This window comes from uncultured Leifsonia sp., assembly GCF_945957465.1.
GTDB lineage: Bacteria > Actinomycetota > Actinomycetes > Actinomycetales > Microbacteriaceae > Leifsonia.
Map to the genome: position 1 here is coordinate 16,803 of NZ_CAMFLC010000031.1, position 17,481 is coordinate 34,283.

General features: G+C 70.8%; 15 protein-coding genes and 1 pseudogene. 4 read left to right on the forward strand and 12 right to left on the reverse strand.

The features are described from left to right. Positions 1-18 precede the first annotated feature (18 nt). Positions 19-483, reverse strand: coding sequence for a tetratricopeptide repeat protein (locus Q0Q23_RS13680; protein ID WP_295124857.1), 465 nt, complete (start codon positions 481-483; stop codon positions 19-21). A gap of 40 nt (positions 484-523) precedes the next feature. Next, a pseudogene (dapB, locus tag Q0Q23_RS13685) lies at positions 524-1,271 on the reverse strand (4-hydroxy-tetrahydrodipicolinate reductase); the annotation flags it as partial. A 72-nt stretch (positions 1,272-1,343) separates the two neighbouring features. Between dapB and Q0Q23_RS13690 the strand changes: the two are divergent. Then, positions 1,344-1,847, forward strand: a complete 504-nt coding sequence (locus tag Q0Q23_RS13690; protein ID WP_295124929.1) for a GNAT family N-acetyltransferase — start codon at positions 1,344-1,346, stop codon at positions 1,845-1,847. On the opposite strand, the gene Q0Q23_RS13695 is transcribed toward Q0Q23_RS13690, so the two are convergent. Next, a complete protein-coding gene (locus Q0Q23_RS13695; protein WP_295124860.1) occupies positions 1,844-2,446 on the reverse strand; it encodes a histidine phosphatase family protein in 603 nt (200 codons plus the stop codon). The genes Q0Q23_RS13690 and Q0Q23_RS13695 overlap by 4 nt on opposite strands. A gap of 39 nt (positions 2,447-2,485) precedes the next feature. Then, entirely contained in the window at positions 2,486-3,835 is a 1,350-nt protein-coding gene (locus tag Q0Q23_RS13700; protein ID WP_295124863.1) for a pitrilysin family protein, read from the reverse strand. A 185-nt stretch (positions 3,836-4,020) separates the two neighbouring features. On the opposite strand from Q0Q23_RS13700, the gene Q0Q23_RS13705 reads away from it, so the two are divergent. Continuing rightward, a complete protein-coding gene (locus Q0Q23_RS13705; protein ID WP_295124866.1) occupies positions 4,021-4,605 on the forward strand; it encodes a TetR/AcrR family transcriptional regulator in 585 nt (194 codons plus the stop codon). Between the two features lie 104 nt (positions 4,606-4,709). Here Q0Q23_RS13705 and Q0Q23_RS13710 read toward each other — a convergent pair whose 3' ends face one another. The 8 genes from Q0Q23_RS13710 to Q0Q23_RS13745 all read right to left on the reverse strand — a co-directional run bounded on the left by Q0Q23_RS13710 (position 4,710) and on the right by Q0Q23_RS13745 (position 14,031). Further along, complete coding sequence (locus Q0Q23_RS13710; RefSeq protein ID WP_295124869.1) at positions 4,710-5,993, reverse strand: aldo/keto reductase; 1,284 nt, start codon at positions 5,991-5,993, stop codon at positions 4,710-4,712. Positions 5,994-6,164: 171 nt separating this feature from the next. Then, entirely contained in the window at positions 6,165-6,983 is an 819-nt protein-coding gene (locus Q0Q23_RS13715) for a CoA ester lyase (protein WP_295124872.1), read from the reverse strand. After that, entirely contained in the window at positions 6,980-7,468 is a 489-nt protein-coding gene (locus tag Q0Q23_RS13720) for a MaoC family dehydratase (RefSeq protein ID WP_295124875.1), read from the reverse strand. Before Q0Q23_RS13720 ends, Q0Q23_RS13715 begins: the two co-directional genes overlap by 4 nt. Beyond that, positions 7,465-8,112, reverse strand: a complete 648-nt coding sequence (locus tag Q0Q23_RS13725) for a CoA transferase subunit B (protein ID WP_295124878.1) — start codon at positions 8,110-8,112, stop codon at positions 7,465-7,467. Before Q0Q23_RS13725 ends, Q0Q23_RS13720 begins: the two co-directional genes overlap by 4 nt. Further along, positions 8,109-8,897 carry a CoA transferase subunit A gene (locus Q0Q23_RS13730; protein WP_295124881.1) on the reverse strand — a complete coding sequence of 263 codons (789 nt, stop codon included), beginning with the start codon at positions 8,895-8,897 and terminating at the stop codon, positions 8,109-8,111. Before Q0Q23_RS13730 ends, Q0Q23_RS13725 begins: the two co-directional genes overlap by 4 nt. A gap of 105 nt (positions 8,898-9,002) precedes the next feature. After that, entirely contained in the window at positions 9,003-10,208 is a 1,206-nt protein-coding gene (locus Q0Q23_RS13735) for an acyl-CoA dehydrogenase family protein (RefSeq protein WP_295124884.1), read from the reverse strand. Beyond that, complete coding sequence (locus Q0Q23_RS13740; RefSeq protein ID WP_295124886.1) at positions 10,205-12,409, reverse strand: biotin carboxylase N-terminal domain-containing protein; 2,205 nt, start codon at positions 12,407-12,409, stop codon at positions 10,205-10,207. Before Q0Q23_RS13740 ends, Q0Q23_RS13735 begins: the two co-directional genes overlap by 4 nt. 5 nt (positions 12,410-12,414) lie before the next feature. Beyond that, entirely contained in the window at positions 12,415-14,031 is a 1,617-nt protein-coding gene (locus Q0Q23_RS13745; RefSeq protein WP_295124889.1) for a carboxyl transferase domain-containing protein, read from the reverse strand. 130 nt (positions 14,032-14,161) lie between these two features. Here Q0Q23_RS13745 and Q0Q23_RS13750 point away from each other — a divergent pair, with 130 nt between their 5' ends. Beyond that, a complete protein-coding gene (locus Q0Q23_RS13750; protein ID WP_295124891.1) occupies positions 14,162-14,785 on the forward strand; it encodes a TetR/AcrR family transcriptional regulator in 624 nt (207 codons plus the stop codon). A gap of 78 nt (positions 14,786-14,863) precedes the next feature. After that, positions 14,864-17,476: a penicillin acylase family protein gene (locus tag Q0Q23_RS13755; protein ID WP_295124894.1), complete on the forward strand. Its 2,613-nt coding sequence runs from the start codon at positions 14,864-14,866 to the stop codon at positions 17,474-17,476. Positions 17,477-17,481: the final 5 nt, after the last annotated feature.

Sequence of the window (17,481 nt, forward strand, 5' to 3'; positions counted from 1 at the left end):
CTGCGACGAGCGGCTCGCCTAGTGCGCCGCCCGCCCCGCCCGCTGCTCGCCTCGATACAGACGGATGGCCTGCCGCAGCGCTTCACGCGCACGGCGGCGGTCGCCGCTGGCGTCGTAGGCGAGCCCCAGGCGGAACCAGGCGCGCCAGCTGTCGGGCGCGGCCTCCACCTCGGCCTTGTAGGTGGGGAAGTCGGCGTCGGCCGCGTCGCGCAGCGGGCGTCCGCTCGCCCGGTGCGGGAGGACTTCGACCGGCAGAGTGCCCTCGGCCGCCATGAGCTTGACCAGCTTCTCGGTGCGGGCTCCGAACAGCAGCTCGCGCCCGATCGCCCAGGCCGCGATGAACGGCAGGATGATGAGCGCAACGCCCATCGCGATCCCGACGCCGGATCCCGAGGCGATGAGCAGCACTGCACGCTGGACCACCAGCACCAGGTAGACCAGGAGGATCAGCGCCATCAGCAGCGCTGCGAGACGGTTGCGCATCGTCGCCGCTACACCTCGCGCACGGTGGGCCGCGGTGGCTCGCCGTCCGGCTCCGCGATGCCGAGGTCGATGAGCTTGTCGAGCCCGACGACCACCCCGGTCGTCGTGGCGGCGGCTCGCACGGCGACGAGGATGCCGGCCTCGTACGCCTCCGAGCCGACCGTGTCGTGCTGGATGGTGAGGGTCTCGCCCGCCCCGCCGAAGATCACCTGCTGCTCGGCGACGACTCCCCGCATCCGGAGGCTGTGGATGGGCACGCTCGCCACCTGCTGACCGCGCGCACGCTGATCGGTGTGCGGAGCGTCGACCGGCCCGCGCTGCAGGCGGGCGGCGCCGATGAGCTCGGCGGTGCGGACGGCCGTGCCCGACGGCGAGTCGACTTTGCCCGCGCCGTGCGTCTCGACGATCTCGATCGAGTCGAAGAACCGAGCCGCGACGGTCGCGAAGGCGGTGCCGAGCGCCGATCCGAGCGAGAAGTTCGGGATGACGACCGCTCCGCCGCCGTCGTGCGCGGCCACGCGGCGCTCGAGGTCGAGGATTCGGTCGGCCGACCAGCCCGACGTGCCCACCAGCACCTTCAGGCCGTTGTCGACGGCGAAGTGCACGATCCGCTGGCTCACCTGCGGCAGAGTCATGTCCACCAGCACGTCGGCGCCGAGCATGGCGTCGAGCGGCGAACGCGAATCGAGAGCCGCCACGAGCTCGAGGTCGTCGGCGGCCTCGATGAGGCGCACCGCCACGGATCCCAGCTTGCCGGTCGCCCCGGCGACGGCCACGCGAACAGTCACCCGTCCACCCTACCCGCCGCCATCGGCGCCGACATTCGTCACGAATGTGCGCGCGCGAACTACGCTGGGGCGATGGTCTCATTCGCCGATGTCTCCGTGACCGACGCGGTCGCACACAGCATGCTGGCCGCCTACTTCGCGGAACGTGCCGCGACGTTCCCCGACTCCCAGGGCGCGTATCGCACCACCTTCCCCGATCCTGGGCAGTTCGTCCCGCCGGCGGGAGTCTTCCTGCTGGCGTACGACGACGGCGAGGCGGGATGCGGCGGCATCCGCGAACTGAGCGTCCCGCTCTCCGACACCGAGGACGGCCAGCAGATCGTCCGCTACGAGGTCAAGCATCTCTGGGTCGCCCCCGCACACCGGGGTCACGGCATCGGCCGCGCTATCCTCGCCGAGCTGGAGCACCGCGCGCGCGGGTTCGGCGCGACGGAGATCGTGCTCGACACGAACGCGAGTCTGGAGGCCGCAGGCAGCCTCTACCGCTCGCACGGCTACGAGAGCATCCAGCCGTACAACGAGAACCCGAACGCGACCGACTGGTTCCGCAAGCGGCTGACTAGGAGCGCGGGCTAGACCGGCTGCAGCTCCGGCAGGCCGGTGCGCAGCTCGACCGGGAGGTGGCCGAGGTCGTTGTGCACGACCAGCACGGGAGGCTTGGCCGAGCGGACACGGATGATCGTGAGTCCGCAGTTGGCCTGGTTCAAGCCGAGCCAGCGCCAGGCGGGGGCGTCGAAGACGTGGCGCACGAACCAGCCGATGACGAAGTTGTGCGTGACGAGGAGGTCGTGCCGGTCGCCCATCGCCGGCGTCAGGAACTCGTGGACGGCGTCTTCCATCTGTGCCCGGCCCGCCTCGATCTCGGCCTCGGTCACGGAGCCGAAGAAGGACTCGAACGCCTTGGGCATGTCGGGCGTCGGCCCGGAGGGGATGCAGTCGAACAAAAGGCTCGACGGTTGGGGATCGAGCGACGGCATGCGCTCGGCGATGATCGATGCGGTCTGCTCCGCACGCACGAGCGGCGAGTGGTACATCCCCGTGAACGGCACGCCGCTCAGCCGGTCGGCAACGAGCTGCGCCTGGCGCTTTCCACGGGGCGACAGCGGGCCGTCCGGGAGGCCGTGCTCGGCGTCCTGCTGCTCGCCGTGACGCACGAGATAGAGGTAATGAGGCACGGAGTAGACCTTTCGATGGAACGGGTGGGAGCGGCCGGGTCAGGAGACCAGGCCGGCGAAGACGTCATCGTCGACGCCTCCGACCGCTGAGACGGAGACCGGGCGCTGCGCCAGATCACGGGCGAGTTGCTGCACGTCGTCGGCGGTGACGAGGTGCAGGCGACGGAGGCTCTCGTCGAGGTCGGAGAACTCGCCGAGGCTGATCTCGGCGCGACCGAGCCGTGACATCCGGGTGTCGGAGTCTTCCAAGGCGAGGGCGGCGCCGCCCGAAAGCTGGCCGACCGCGCGGCGGAGCTCGTCGGCGGTCACCCCGCCGTCGGCGAGTCGATGCAGCTCGGCGAGCATGAGCTCGGCCACTTGGCGCGCTTTCGACGGCGCGCACCCGGCGAACAGCCCGTAGACACCGGCGTCGGAGTACGAGCCGGAGAACGAGTAGACCGCGTAGGCCAGCCCACGCTTCTCACGGACCTCCTGGAACAACCGGCTCGACATCCCGCCGCCGAGGATGGAGTTGAGCACGCTCATCGTCGTCCTGCGGTCGTCGGTCGCCACGATGCCGGGGAGACCGACGATCAGGTTGGCCTGTTCGATCGGGCGCTGCACGGTCACCACACTCGCGGAGCGCTTCACCGTCGCCGGCGTCGTCGCGCGGCGGTCGACGGGCGCGGCCTCGTGCTGCGGGTCCCAGCCGGCGGCGTCGAGCGCGCGCTGCACGCCGGCGACGAGGACATCATGATCCACCGCTCCGGCGGCGGTGATGACCAGATCGCGCGGACGGTAGTTGGCTTGATAGTGGTTCCAGACGGCATCGCGCGTGGCGGCGCGGATCGTCTCCGGCCGGCCTCCGATGGGTCGACCCAGCGGGTGGTCACCGAGCACGGCGGTGAACAACCGGTCGTTGGCGACGTCGGCGGGGTCGTCCTCCGCCATCGAGAGCTCTTCGAGGATGACGCCGCGCTCGTTCTCGAACTCGGTCGGGTCGAGCAACGACGACGTCAGCATGTCGCCGATGACCTCCACCGCCATCGGCAGATCCCGGTCCTGCACCTTGGCGTAGTAGCAGGTGTACTCCTTGGCCGTCATCGCGTTGTGCTCTCCGCCGACCGAATCGAACGATACGGCGATGTCGAGCGCGGTGCGCGTGCGCGTGCCCTTGAACAGGAGGTGCTCGAGGAAGTGCGTGGAGCCCAGGCTGCCGGGCATGGCCTCCGTCTCGTCGCGGGACCCGACGGCCACCCAGTAGCCGAGCGTCGCGCTGCGGGAGCCGGGCACATGCTCGCTCAGGATGCGCACACCGCTGGGGAGGATCGTGCGACGGACCAGTGCGTCGCCCGATGCGGCGAATGCGAGGTCGGCCAGACCGAGAGGGAGGTCGACTGCGCTGTTCATCCCCTCCACCCTACGCCAGCCCTCGATCGAAAGCGGAGACTGGGAAAATGAGGACAAACAGACTGGTCTGTCTACCACTATACTGATATCACCACCCTGACCGGTCGTCCCCCCTTGGACCGGTCGGGTGGGTCTCGCACCACCAGAGTGGAGGCCCCGCCTCCTTGTTGAGAGGAGACGACCGAATGGTCGTAAGTGCCCGAGCGACCATCAGGCCGCCCGCGCCGTCCAAGATCAAGATCCTCGCCACAGCGGACGAGCTCTTCTACCAGGAGGGCATCCACACGGTCGGCGTCGATCGCATCATCGCGGGTGCCCGCGTGACGAAGGCGACGTTCTACAAGCACTTCCGCTCCAAGGACTTGCTCATCATCGCGTATGTCGAGGGCCGCGACCGTCAGGTGCGCGAGTGGTTCGCCGCGCAGGAGCGCGAGACGGACGACCCGAAGGCCATCGCCCGCGCACTCGTCGACTCCATCAACGCCGAGGCTGTCCGGCCCGGCTTCCGCGGCGATCCGTTCATCAACGCCGCCGCTCAGTTCGCCGACGAGAACCACCCGGTGCGTGTCGCGGTGACGGCCCATCGCGACTGGTACGCCAAGCACATCGAGGAGCTGTTCCGCCAGATCGGCCACCCGCGGCCGGGAGACGCGGCCGACGACCTCATCCTCGCCCGAGACGGCGCCCTCGCCGGCGGCTACGTCGGCGACCCGATCGCCGCAGGCGCGGCTCTGCACCGCGCCCTCGACCGCATCCTCGCGGAGGCGTAGGGCAACGGAGGACATCCGGCGCGACACGCCCGGGAAACGCGGCGTGCGGAGGAGATCGGCGCGGCGAGAGCGCGAGAGTCCTCCGATGCCGACGCGGGGCGTCGCTACTCGGAGACGCGGTCGAGTTCGAGCATCTGGGCGCGCGTGAGGCGGATGCCGGCGGCCGCCATGAGCCCGTCCACCTGTTCGGGGCGGCTCGCGCTCGCGACCGGGGCCACGATGGTGCGCTTGGCCAGCAGCCAGGCGATCGCGATGCTCGCGGGCGAGACACCGTGCTCCGCGGCGATGCGGTCGAGCACAGCCAGCACGCGCATGCCCTTGCGGTTCACGTACGCGGACGCCCGGACGCTGCGGGCGTCGGCGCTGAGGTCGGACTTCGAGCGGTACTTGCCGGTGAGGAAGCCGTTGGCCAGCGCGTAGTACGGCATCACGGCGAGGCCCTGTGCGGCCGCGACGATCCGCAGCGCGCTCTCGAACTCGGACCGGTGCATGAGGTTGTACTGCGTCTGGATGGCCACGAACTTCGGCAACCCGGCGGACGCCATGATGCGCGCCTCGATGAGGCGATCCGCACTGAAGTTGGAGGCCGCCAGGTAGCGGACCTTGCCTGTCTCGATCAGCCACTCCGCCGTCGCCAGGCTGTCTTCCAGCGGAACCTCGGCGTCGTCGTCGTGGAAGTACAGCAGGTCGATACGGTCGGTCTGCAGGCGCTCGAGAGAGGCCTCCACCGCGCGGACGATGCTGACAGAGCCGAGCCCCGGGTTCTCATGGTGACGGCCCACCTTGGTCGCGACGACGAGGTCGTCGCGGTTGCCGCGCTCACGCATCCACTTGCCGATCAGGACCTCGCTGCGACCGCCGACGTAGCTGTCGGCGGTGTCGATGAAGTCGCCGCCGAGCGCGGCGAAACGGTCGAGGATCGCAAGGGACGTGTCGCCGTCGGCCGTCCAGCCGAACACGCTGGCGCCCAGGGACAGCGGGTACACCGCGAGGTCGCTCTCGCCGATGCGGCGGGGAGCGATGATCGACAGCGGCGCCGTGCGCTCGAGCCGGGTGTCGATGTCGAGCGGGCCGCCCGTGTCGGTCGACGGCTCGGCGGGGTCGACGGGCGCGGGGGGGGTCGCCCGGGGAGCCGCGGTCGCGGGAGCCGCGGTCGCGGGAGCCGCGGTCGCGGGAGCCGCGGTCGCGGGAGCCGTGGTCGCGGGAGCGCTGGTCGCAGAAGCCGTGCGCGACGCCGACGAGCCGGTCGGGGCGGACGCTGCGACGGACGGCGCGGGGGCCGCTGCCGGAGCACCCGTCTCGTCGTCCGCAGAAGCGGACCGCGACGCAGCGGCCGGGGCACGGAGTCCGACGGTCTCGAGCAGGCGCAGGGGAAGAAGCTGTGGCATCGCGTCCCCCTTCCCGTTGTTCGAGCGGTATATCACACGGGAACCCGACCCACGGCCTCGAATCGATTCGAGCGTGCTCTGCTCTGGAACGTTAAGGGCAGAGTACGGCATGCCGCCGACAGCGCACGACCAATCCGGTGAACGGCGTCGGAATCGTTCATCACAGTTTCATCACGACGTTCCGGTCGCCCGGCGGACGACCGCTCGCGCGTGCGCGATGACGGGCCCGTCGACCATCCGGCCGCCGTGCCGGAACACTCCCCCGCCGGCCGCCTCGGCCGCCGCGAGCAGCTCCACGGCATCCCCGAGCTGCTCGTCGGACGGCCGGTAGGCCCGCCGCACCGTCTCCACCTGCGACGGGTGGATGCACGCGGTCGCGGCGAAACCCACTGCCACCGCGTCCTCGGCCTCGGCGGCCAGCCCGTCCAGGTCGGCGATGTCGAGGTGCACGGTGTCGATCGCGGGCTTCCCGGCGGCGCCCGCCGCCAGCAGCACCGCTGAGCGCGCGTGCAGGGCGACGTCGCGGTAGCGACCGTCGGCATACCGGCTGGAGGTGCCGCCCAGCGACGCGACCAGGTCCTCCGCCCCCCACATCACGGCGACCACGCCGTCGGCCGCCGCCAGCTCGCCCGCGGAGCGCACACCGGCGGCCGTCTCGCACAGCGCGATCACATCGAGTCCCCGCAGCCCGGCGAGACCGTCCGCGCTCTCGGCCTTCGGGAGCATGACCGCGCGATAGGGCGTGACGGCGAGCGCGGCGAGGTCGGCGGCCTGGTCGTCCGTGCCCGACGGATTGACCCGCACGATCACCCGGGCGGGATCCAGCTCGGAAGCGGCGATCGCCTCGCGCGCAGCCGCGCGCCTCGAAGGATCGACGGCGTCCTCGAGATCGAGGATGACCGCGTCCGAGCGCTCCAGCGCCTTGTCGTACCGGTCCGGCCGGTCGGCCGGGCAGAACAGGAGTGCGGGACCCCAGGGGAAGACCGTCATGCGTCGGCCGTCCCCAGGTGGGCGTCCCTGCACCACACCATCACCTGGCGCGTCGCGGTCGCGACCACGACGCCGTCCTGGTTGCGGCCCGTGTGCTCGAGCGTGACGATCCCCTGGCCAGGCCGGGAGGCGGAGAGCCGCTTGGCGGTGACCGTGGTCTCCGAGTAGAGCGTGTCGCCGTGGTACAGCGGGTGCGGGAACGCGACCTCCGAGAAGCCGAGGTTCGCGACGATCGTGCCCTGGGTCAGCTGCGCCACCGACGCGCCGACGATCGTCGCGAGCGTCCACATCGAGTTCATCAACCGCTCCCCGAACGGCTGCCGCGCCGACCAGGCCGCGTCGAGGTGCAACGCCTGCGTGTTCATCGTGAGCGTGGTGAACAGGACGTTGTCGGCCTCCGTGACCGTCCGCCCCGGCCGGTGCAGGTAGCGGGTCTCCAGCTCGAACTCCTCGTAGTAGAGCCCGCGCTGCTCGATCTCGTTCACGATGCCGCCTCCAGCTCCACCGCGAGCGGCGCTCCGGTCGCCGCGACGACCTCCTCGACCGTCACACCGGGTGCGGTCTCGCGCAGGACCAGCCCCGCGGGCGTCACATCGATGACGGCGAGGTCGGTGATGATCCGGTCGACGCAGCCCGTGCCGGTGAGCGGGAGCGTGCACTCGCTGAGGATCTTGGGGCGGCCCTCCTTGTCGACGTGCTCCATCATCACGATGAGCCGCTTGGCGCCGAACACGAGATCCATCGCCCCGCCCATGCCCTTGACCATCTTGCCCGGGATCATCCAGTTGGCCAGGTCGCCTGCGGCCGACACCTCCATCGCACCCAGCACGGCCACGTCGACATGGCCGCCGCGGACCATTCCGAACGACAGCGACGAGTCGAAGTAGGCTGCGCCGCGCTTGACCGTGACCGTCTCCTTGCCCGCGTTGATCAGGTCCGGGTCCACGTCGGCGTCGGCCGGATACGGCCCCACCCCCAGCACGCCGTTCTCGGAGTGCAGGATCACTTCGACGCCCTCCGGGATGTAGTTGGGGATCAGCGTCGGCATCCCGATGCCCAGATTCACGTACTGCCCGTTCTGCAGCTCGCGCGCGACCCGCGCGGCGAGCTCGGTGCGTGTCAGGCTCATCGGTCGCTCCCCTCGCGGCCGGAGGCCGTGGTCGCCGGATCGGACACCGTGCGGCGTTCGATGCGCTTCTCGACGTCCGGTGCGTGCACCACCCGCTGCACGAAGATGCCCGGGAGGTGCACCGCGCCCGGTTCGAGCTCGCCCGGTTCGACGAGCTCCTCCACCTCGGCGATCGTGACGCCGCCGGCCATCGCCGCGAGCGGGTTGAAGTTCATGGCGGCGGCGTGGAAGACGAGGTTGCCGTGGCGGTCGCCCTTCGCGGCGTGGACCAGCGCGAAGTCGGGGCGCAGCGACCGCTCCAGCACGTACGATGCGCCGTCGAACTCGCGCACCTCCTTCGGCTCGCTCGCGACGGCGATCGAGCCGTCGGCGTTGTACCGCCGCGGGAGGCCGCCGAGCGCGATCTGGGTGCCGACGCCGGCCGGCGTGTAGAACGCGGGGATCCCCGCACCGCCCGCGCGGAGCTTCTCGGCGAGCGTGCCCTGCGGGGTGAGCTCGACCTCCAGCTCACCCGAGAGGAACTGGCGCGCGAACTCCTTGTTCTCGCCGACGTACGACGAGATCATCTTGCGGATCCGGCGCTCGGCGAGCAGCAGGCCGAGACCCCAGTCGTCGACGCCGCAGTTGTTGCTGACCACCTCGAGGTCGGTCGTGCCGGCCTCCAGCAGCGCTTGGATGAGCGCGCTCGGGATGCCGCACAGCCCGAAACCGCCCACGGCGAGCGTGCTCCCGCTCGGGATGTCGGCCACCGCCTCCCCCGCGCTCGCCACCGTCTTGTCGATCACCTGGGTCCCTCCCCTGTCTCCTGCAGTCGAGTACGCAGGAATTACGCCGAATCCCGCCGAGTACGCAGACTATTCGCGTACTCGGCGGTTGGAAAGGCGGTCAGCTCACGCGTCGAAGCCGAGGGCGCGGGAGATGACCATGAGCTGGACTTCGCTCGTGCCCTCGCCGATCTCGAGGATCTTCGAGTCGCGGTAGTGCCGGGCGACGGGGTTCTCGTTCATGAACCCGTAGCCGCCGAAAATCTGGGTCGCATCGCGTGCGTTGTCCATGGCGGCCTCACTGCCGATCAGCTTGGCCATCGAGGCCTCCATCTTGAACGGCGCACCCGCCATCAGCTTGAAGGCCGCGTCGTAGTATGCCAGCCGGGCCGTGTGGACCCGGGCCTGCATCCGGGCGATCTTGAACGCGATGTGCTGGTTGGAGCCGATCGGGCGGCCGAAGACGTTCCGGCTCTTCGCGTAGCGCAAGGCCTCCTCGAGGCAGCCCTGCGCGGCCCCGGTGCAGAGCGCGGCGAACGCCACGCGTCCCTCGTCGAGCGTCGCCACGAAGTTGGCGTAGCCTCGACCGCGCTCGCCGAGGAGGTTGGCCTCCGGCACCCGCACGTCGGTCAGCGTGAGGGGGTGCGTGTCGGACGTGTGCCAGCCGACCTTGTCGTAGACGGGCTCGGCCACGAAGCCGGGCGTGCCGGTGGGGACGATGATCGCCGACAGCTCCTTCTTGAGGGACCCGTCGGGGCGGCGGTCCTCCCCGGTCACCGCGGTGATCGTCACGAGGCGGGTGATCTCGGAGCCGGAGTTGGTGATGAACTGCTTGGTTCCGTTGATCACCCACTCGCCGTCGCGCAGCACGGCCGTGGTCTTGGTGCCCGAGGCGTCCGAACCGGCCTCGGCCTCGGTCAGCCCGAAACCGGCGAGCGCCTCACCCCGGGCCAGCATCGGCAGCCACTGCTGCTTCTGCTCCTCGGTGCCGCTGCGGAAGATCGGCATCGCCCCGAGGCCGACGCCCGCCTCCAGGGTCACACCGATGGACTGGTCGACCCGGCCGAGCTGCTCCACCGCGAGACACAGGGAGAGGTAGTCCTTGCCCTGGCCTCCGTACTCCACAGGGAAGGGCAAGCCGAACAGGCCCATCCGCCCCATCTCGGCGATGATGTCGTAGGGGAGGCTGCGCTTGGTGTCGTACTCGTACGCCGCCGGCGCCACGACGGTGTCGGCGAACTCGCGCACCTCGTCGCGGAGGCGGCGCTGCTCGTCGGTGAGCTCGAAGCCGGCCACGTCGAGGTCGGCCGGGCGGGACAGCTGCATGGTCATGGGAGGTTCCTGTCTGTTGTGGTGACGATCCCTGCCGCGGCGGGTTCGCCGCGGGATGTGTCGGCCGGTCGTGCCGGCGCGGTGGTGTCCGCCGGGGTGGGCGGGACGTTCGCTGCGGTGGGGTGATCCGAGGCGACCGGGAGGTCGGCGGCCGGGGCGTCGGCGTCGGCCACCGCGTCCACGACGGCGACGAGCTGATCGAGCTTGACCAGGTCGCCCGGGGCGACCGACACGGTCACGGTGCCGGCGATCGGTGCGAGCAGCCGGTGCTCCATCTTCATGGCCTCCACGACCGCCACGGCCTCTCCGGCCGCGACCGTCGCGCCGGAGGCGACGGGGACCGCGACCACGGTGCCCGGCATCGGCGAGCGCACCTCGGGATGCGCGGCGGCTTCACCGCGTTCCCGCGCCGCGAGGTCGGCGGCCACCCGCTCGGCCGGCGTGCGCAGCTGCAGAGCGCGGGAGCGGCCCCCCGCGGCGAGCCAGATGGTCGCACCGTCTCGCGCCGCGTCGAAGCGGGTGGCGATGCCGTCGAGTTCGAGCACGACGCTTTCCGGTTCGCCGGGTGTGCCGGGCTGAACGGCGATCCGGGCGGTGTGCTCCGTACCGTCATCGGCGCCGTGCACGGCGACCCGGTCGCCGAGCACCTCGACCGTGCGGCCGTCCACGTCGTACCGGGCGGCGCGCGGCGTCCCGAGCCGCCAGCCGCTGGGCGCGCCCCACAGTGCGCCGACGCCCGACGGCGGCGCGGCCGCGCGATCGCGGTGGGCCAGGAGCGCCGCCGTCACGAGTTCGGCGGGGGTGGCCGGGGCCGGCTCCAAGGCCGAGAAGCGACGATCGATCAGGGTCGTGTCCATCGTGCCGGCGCGGACCTCGTCGTCGGCGAGGAGGTCGCGCAACCAGGCGATGTTGTTCACGACGCCGAGGACCGCGGTGCCGGCGAGCGCGCGGTCGAGCCGGGCCAGGGCGCCGGACCGATCGGGCGCCCACGCGATCGTCTTGGCCAGCATCGGGTCGTAATCGGTCACGACACGCGACCCGGCGGCCAGACCGCTGTCGACGCGGATCCCGTCGCCTGTGGGCTCGCGCAGCGCGATCACGGAGCCGTCGGCCGGCAGGAAGTCGCGCTCCGGGTTCTCGGCGTAGACCCGGGCTTCGACCGCGTGGCCGGTGAGGCGCACGTCGTCCTGCGTGAAAGCCAGCCGCTCCCCCGCCGCAACCCGCAGCTGCAGCTCGACCAGGTCGACACCGGCGACCAGCTCCGTGACCGGATGCTCGACCTGGAGCCGCGTGTTCATCTCCATGAAGAAGAACTCGCCGGGACGCTCGGCCGACACGAGGAACTCGACCGTCCCGGCGCCGACGTACCCCACGCCGGCGGCGACGCGGCAGGCGGCCTCGCCGATCCGGGCACGGGTGTCCGCGTCCAGCAGCGGCGACGGCGCCTCCTCGACCACCTTCTGGTGGCGACGCTGCAGCGAGCACTCCCGCTCGCCCAGGTGCACGACGGAGCCGTGCCGGTCGGCGATCACCTGCACTTCGATGTGACGGGGTGAGGAAACGAGGCGCTCGAGGAAGAGCGTGTCGTCGCCGAAGGCGGCGGCAGCGACGCGACGGGCGGCGCGCAGCGCCTCCGGCAGGCCGGCGGGGTCGTGCACCGCCTGCATGCCTTTCCCTCCGCCTCCCGCGGAGGGTTTCACCAGCACCGGGTAGCCGATTCGTTCGGCGGCCGCGACCAGTTCATCGTCGGTCAAGCCGGGCTCCGCGACGCCGGGGATGGTCGGCACGCCCGCGCGGGCGACCTCGTTCTTGGCCGAGATCTTGTCGCCCATCACCTCCAGCGCGCGCACGCCAGGACCGACGAACACGATCCCCGCCGCCTCGCATGCCTCGGCGAGCCCGGCGTTCTCGGAGAGGAAGCCGTACCCGGGGTGCACGGCCGAGGCACCGCTGCGCCGGGCGGCGTCGACGATCGCATCGACCGAGAGGTAGCTCTCGCGAGCGGGTGCCGGCCCGATGCGCACGGCCGAGTCGGCGAGGCGCACGTGCAGAGCGTCGCGGTCGGCATCGCTGAACACCGCGATCGATCGGATGCCGAGCCGCTTCAGCGTGCGGATCACGCGGCAGGCGATCTCGCCGCGGTTGGCCACGAGAACCGAGGGGAACGGCACGCTCGAGGCGGGGGCGCTGGTGTCGGTCATCTCGATCACATCCGGAAGAGGCCGAAGGCCGGGTTGGGCAGCGGCGCGCGCGAGCACACATCGAGGGCGAGACCGAGGATCGTGCGGGTGTCCGCCGGATCGATCACGCCGTCGTCCCACAGCCGCGCCGTGGAGTAGTAGGGGTTCCCCTGGTCTTCGTACTGGGCGGCGATGGGGGCCTTGAAGGACGATTCGTCCTCCGCGCTCCACTCCTCGCCGCGCGCCTCGAGCTGATCGCGCTTGACCGTCGCGAGCACGCTCGCCGCCTGCGCACCGCCCATCACCGAGATCCGGGAGGCCGGCCACATCCACAGGAACCGCGGTGAGTACGCGCGTCCGCACATCGAGTAGTTGCCCGCCCCGAACGACCCGCCGATCACCACCGTGAGCTTCGGCACCCGCGTGGTGGCGACGGCGGTGACCATCTTGGCTCCGTTCTTGGCGATCCCGCCGGCCTCGTAGTCGCGCCCGACCATGAAGCCGGAGATGTTCTGCAGGAACACCAGCGGGATGCCGCGCTGGTCGCACAGCTCGATGAAGTGCGCCCCTTTGAGCGCCGATTCGCTGAACAGCACGCCGTTGTTGGCGACGATGCCGACGGGATGCCCGTGGAGGTGCGCGAAGCCGGTCACCAGCGTCGTGCCGTACTCGGGCTTGAACTCGCTGAACGCGCCGGCGTCCACCAGCCGGGTGATCACCTCGTGCACGTCGTACGGCGCCTGCACGTCGACGGGCACCACGCTGTAGAGCTCCTCGGCGTCGCCGAGCGCGTCGCGGGTCGGAAGGACCTCCCACGCGGGAGCCGCGGGCTGCGGCAGGGTCGCGACGATCTCGCGCACGATGGCCAGCGCGTGCGCGTCGTCCTCGGCCAGGTGGTCGACGACCCCCGACGTGCGCGCATGCAGGTCGCCGCCGCCGAGTTCCTCGGCGGACACCACCTCGCCGATCGCCGCCTTCACCAGCGGTGGGCCGCCCAGGAAGATCGTCCCCTGGTTGCGCACGATCACCGTCTCGTCGCTCATGGCGGGCACGTAGGCGCCTCCCGCCGTGCAGGAGCCCAGCACGGCCGCGATCTGCGGGATCCTGGCCGCGGACAGCCGGGACTGGTTGTAGAAGATGCGGCCGAAGTGATCGCGATCGGGGAACACCTCGTCCTGCATCGGCAGGAACGCCCCTCCCGAATCGACGAGGTAGATGCACGGCAGGTGGTTCTCGAGTGCGATCTCCTGCGCCCGCAGGTGCTTCTTCACCGTCATCGGGTAGTACGTGCCGCCTTTCACGGTCGCGTCGTTGCACACGACCATGACGTGGCGGCCCTCCACGACGCCGATTCCGGCGATGACGCCCGCGGCCGGGCTCTCGTCGTCGTACATCCCGGTGGCCGCGAGCGGCGCGATCTCGAGGAACGGGCTGCCCTCGTCGAGCAGGGTGTCGATCCGGTCACGAGGAAGCAGTTTGCCGCGCGCGACGTGACGTTCGCGGGCACGCTCCGGGCCGCCGGCCGCCGCGACGCGCAGCCGCCTGCGCAGGTCGTCGACCAGGGCGCGCTGGGCGGCGCCGTCGTCCGACCGGCCCGCAGGCCGCTCCGCTGCCGGGGCGCTCGGAACAGTGCTCAGCGTCATGGTGCTCCCGTGTCGTCGTCGACGTGAGTTAGTGTTCACTAACTCGAATTTAGGTTAGTGTTCATTAACCCGATTGTCCAGCCCGTCGGAATGCACCACCCCCGGCGGAACCCGTGCGAAAGCGACCGCGATGACCGAGACCGTTCCGGCGGAGCCGCCAGTGCGACCCACCCAGCGCAGCCAGGCCAAGGCCGATCGTCGCGCCGCGCTGCTGGAGGCGGCGGCCGCGCTGTTCGCCGAACGCGGCTTCAACGGCGTCTCGATAGAAGACCTGGGATCGGCGGCCGGTGTCAGTGGCCCGGCGGTCTACCGGCACTTCTCCTCGAAGCAGGCGGTGCTGGCCGCTCTGCTCGTCGGCGTCAGCGAGAGCCTGCTCGACGGCGGCGCAGCCGTGGAGCAGCGGGCGGCCGACCCGGCCGGGGCGCTGCGCGGCCTGATCGCCTTCCACGTCGACTTCGCGCTCACGGAAGCCGACACCATCCGGGTACAGGACCGCGACCTCGATGCGCTGGCCCCCGAGGAGCGCCGGGCCGTCCGCACCCTCCAGCGCCGCTACATCGAGCTGTGGATGCGCGTTCTCGGCGAGCTCCACCCCTCCCTCCCTGCCGACGAGCTCCGGGTCCGCGTGCAGGCCACCTTCGGCCTCATCAACTCGACGCCGCACTCCGCGCGAACCGGCTCCTCGCACACCACCGACGCCTCGGTGCGCCCGATTCTCGAGCGGATGGCCTGGGCGGCGCTGACCTCGCGCTGACGGAGGCGCCCCTCGAAGGCGTCACCCGCGTGGGTTAGAGTCCGAAGAAGCGCGACGAACCCGACGTGAGGAGCATTGGTGGGCGACGACACACCCCGGCTGAGGCTGCATCATCGGGTGCTCCGGACGCTGGCGGTCACGCTCGCCGTCGTCCTGGTCCTCGGCGTGCTCGCCGGCGGCCTCGGCGTCTGGACGGTCATGCGCTCGTTCCCGCAGACCTCGGGGAGCCTGGAACTCTCCGGCCTCAGCGCACCGGTCACGGTCGCGCGCGACGCCGCCGGTGTGCCGCAGATCACCGCGCGCACAGCGGACGACCTGTTCCGGGCGCAGGGATACGTCCACGCCCAAGACCGGTTCTGGGAGATGGACTTCCGGCGGCACGTCACATCAGGTCGGCTCTCCGAGCTCTTCGGGGCCGGCCAGATCCCCACCGACACCTTCATCCGAACGCTCGGCTGGCGACAGGTCGCCGAGCAGGAGGTGAAACTGCTCGACAAGACCTCGTTGCGTTATTACCAGGACTACGCCGACGGTGTGAACGCCTACCTCTCTGCGCACTCCGGCGCCGAGCTCTCCCTCGAGTACGCGGTCCTCGGCATCCAGAACCCCGGGTATCGCCCCGCCAAGTGGACGCCAGCCGACTCCGTCGCCTGGCTGAAGGCGATGGCCTGGGACCTGCGCTCCAACCTCGAAGACGAGATCGACCGCGCCCTGCTGGCCACGAAGCTGACAGACGCACAGCTGGCCGAGCTGCATCCCGGCTACGCCTACACGCAGCACCCCACCATCACCGCTCTGGGCGGCGGGTCGCCGGCCACGGTGACGCCGGACGCCACGCCGGCCGGCTCGTCGTCGGCGGCTGTGCGCGGCGACGCCGCCGAGACGGCCACCCTCGCCGCCGTCCCCGCGACCGTCTACCGCGATCGGCTCGAACAGGTCGCATCGAGCCTGGCCGCGCTCCCCCAGCTGATGGGTCCGGCCGGCGACGACATCGGCTCCAACTCCTGGGTGGTGTCCGGCGCCCACACGGCGACGGGGAAGCCACTGCTGGCCAACGACCCGCACCTCGGAGCCGTGATGCCGTCCGTCTGGTACCAGGTCGGCCTCCACTGCGCGACGGTGGGGCCGGACTGCCCGTTCGACGTCGCCGGCTTCAGCTTCTCGGGGCTTCCCGGCATCATCATCGGCCACAACTCCCGCGTCGCCTGGGGGTTCACCAATCTCGGGCCCGACGTCGCCGACCTCTACGTCGAGAAGGTCACCGGGAACACCTACGAGTACGACGGCACGCAGCAGCCGCTGACCATCCGGCACGAGACCATCACGGTCGCCGGAGGGGCGAACGTGCGCATCACGATCCGCTCGACGCGTCACGGACCGATCATCACCGACCTCAGCGACGGCTACGGAGCCATCGCGAAGAACCAGGCCGGGAAGTTCGGCGTGCCCGCACAGCAGTTCCAGCTGTCGCTGCAGTGGACCGCACTGACACCGGGGCCGACGGCGAACGCGATCTTCGCGTTCGACACCGCGCACGACTGGGCGAGCTTCCGCGCTGCGGCCGCCTCCTTCCAAGTGCCGTCGCAGAACCTGCTGTACGCCGATGTCGACGGCAACATCGGCTACCAGGCGCCCGGGCTGATCCCGGTGCGCGCACGCGGCGACGGCACCGTGCCGGTTCCCGGCTGGACCAGCCAGTACGGATGGGTCGGGACCATCCCGTACGACGAGCTGCCGAACGTCCTCAACCCGCCCAGCGGGTACATCGTCACCGCGAACAACGCCGCCGTCGGCCCGGACTTCCCCGCCATGATCACGAAGGACTGGGACCACGGCTACCGGGCCAACCAGATCGAGGTCCGGCTGACGAAGCTCATCGCGTCCGGCAAGAAGGTGACGCGCGCCGACATGTCGGCCATCCAGTCCGACACGTACGACGCCAACGCCGCGACGCTCGCACCCATCCTGATCGCTGTCGGCGAGAAAGCCGATCCGACCTCCGGCGTCGCCCGTGCTGCGGAGTTGCTCCGCGGCTGGAACTACCACGACGACGGCGACAGTGCAGCGGCGGCCTACTTCGCGGTGTTCTGGAAGAACCTCCTCGCCTACGCCTTCGCGCGCAAACTGCCGGCTTCGGCACCGCCGACGGGCGGCGACCGCTGGTTCGCCGTCGCCGCCGCGCTCGCGCAGCGGCCGGACTCCCCGTGGTGGGCCGACACGAAGCTCGGCACCTCCGACCGCGACGACATGTTCGCCTATGCCGCGAACCGGGCGTGGAAGGAGGCGCAGGACCGGCTCGGCGTGGACGCTCAGAAGTGGCGATGGGATGCCCTGCACACGCTCGAACTCACCAATGCGTCCTTCGGCTCATCGGGCGTCGCGCCGATCGAGGCACTGTTCAACCGCGGGCCCTACCCGGTCGGCGGCGGCTCCAGCGTCGTGGACGCGACCGGCTGGGACGCGTCCGTCGGCTACCAGGTCGATCGGGTGCCGTCGATGCGGATGGTCGTCGACCTCGCCGACTTCGACCGCAGCACGTGGATCAACCTGACCGGGGCCTCCGGCCACGCCTTCGCCCCCCACTACGCCGATCAGGCGCCGCTGTGGGCGAAGGGCGAGACCCGGCCGTGGCCGTTCTCGCCGCGGGCGGTGAAGTCCGCGGCCCAGCAGACCCTCACGCTCACGCCCTGAACGTG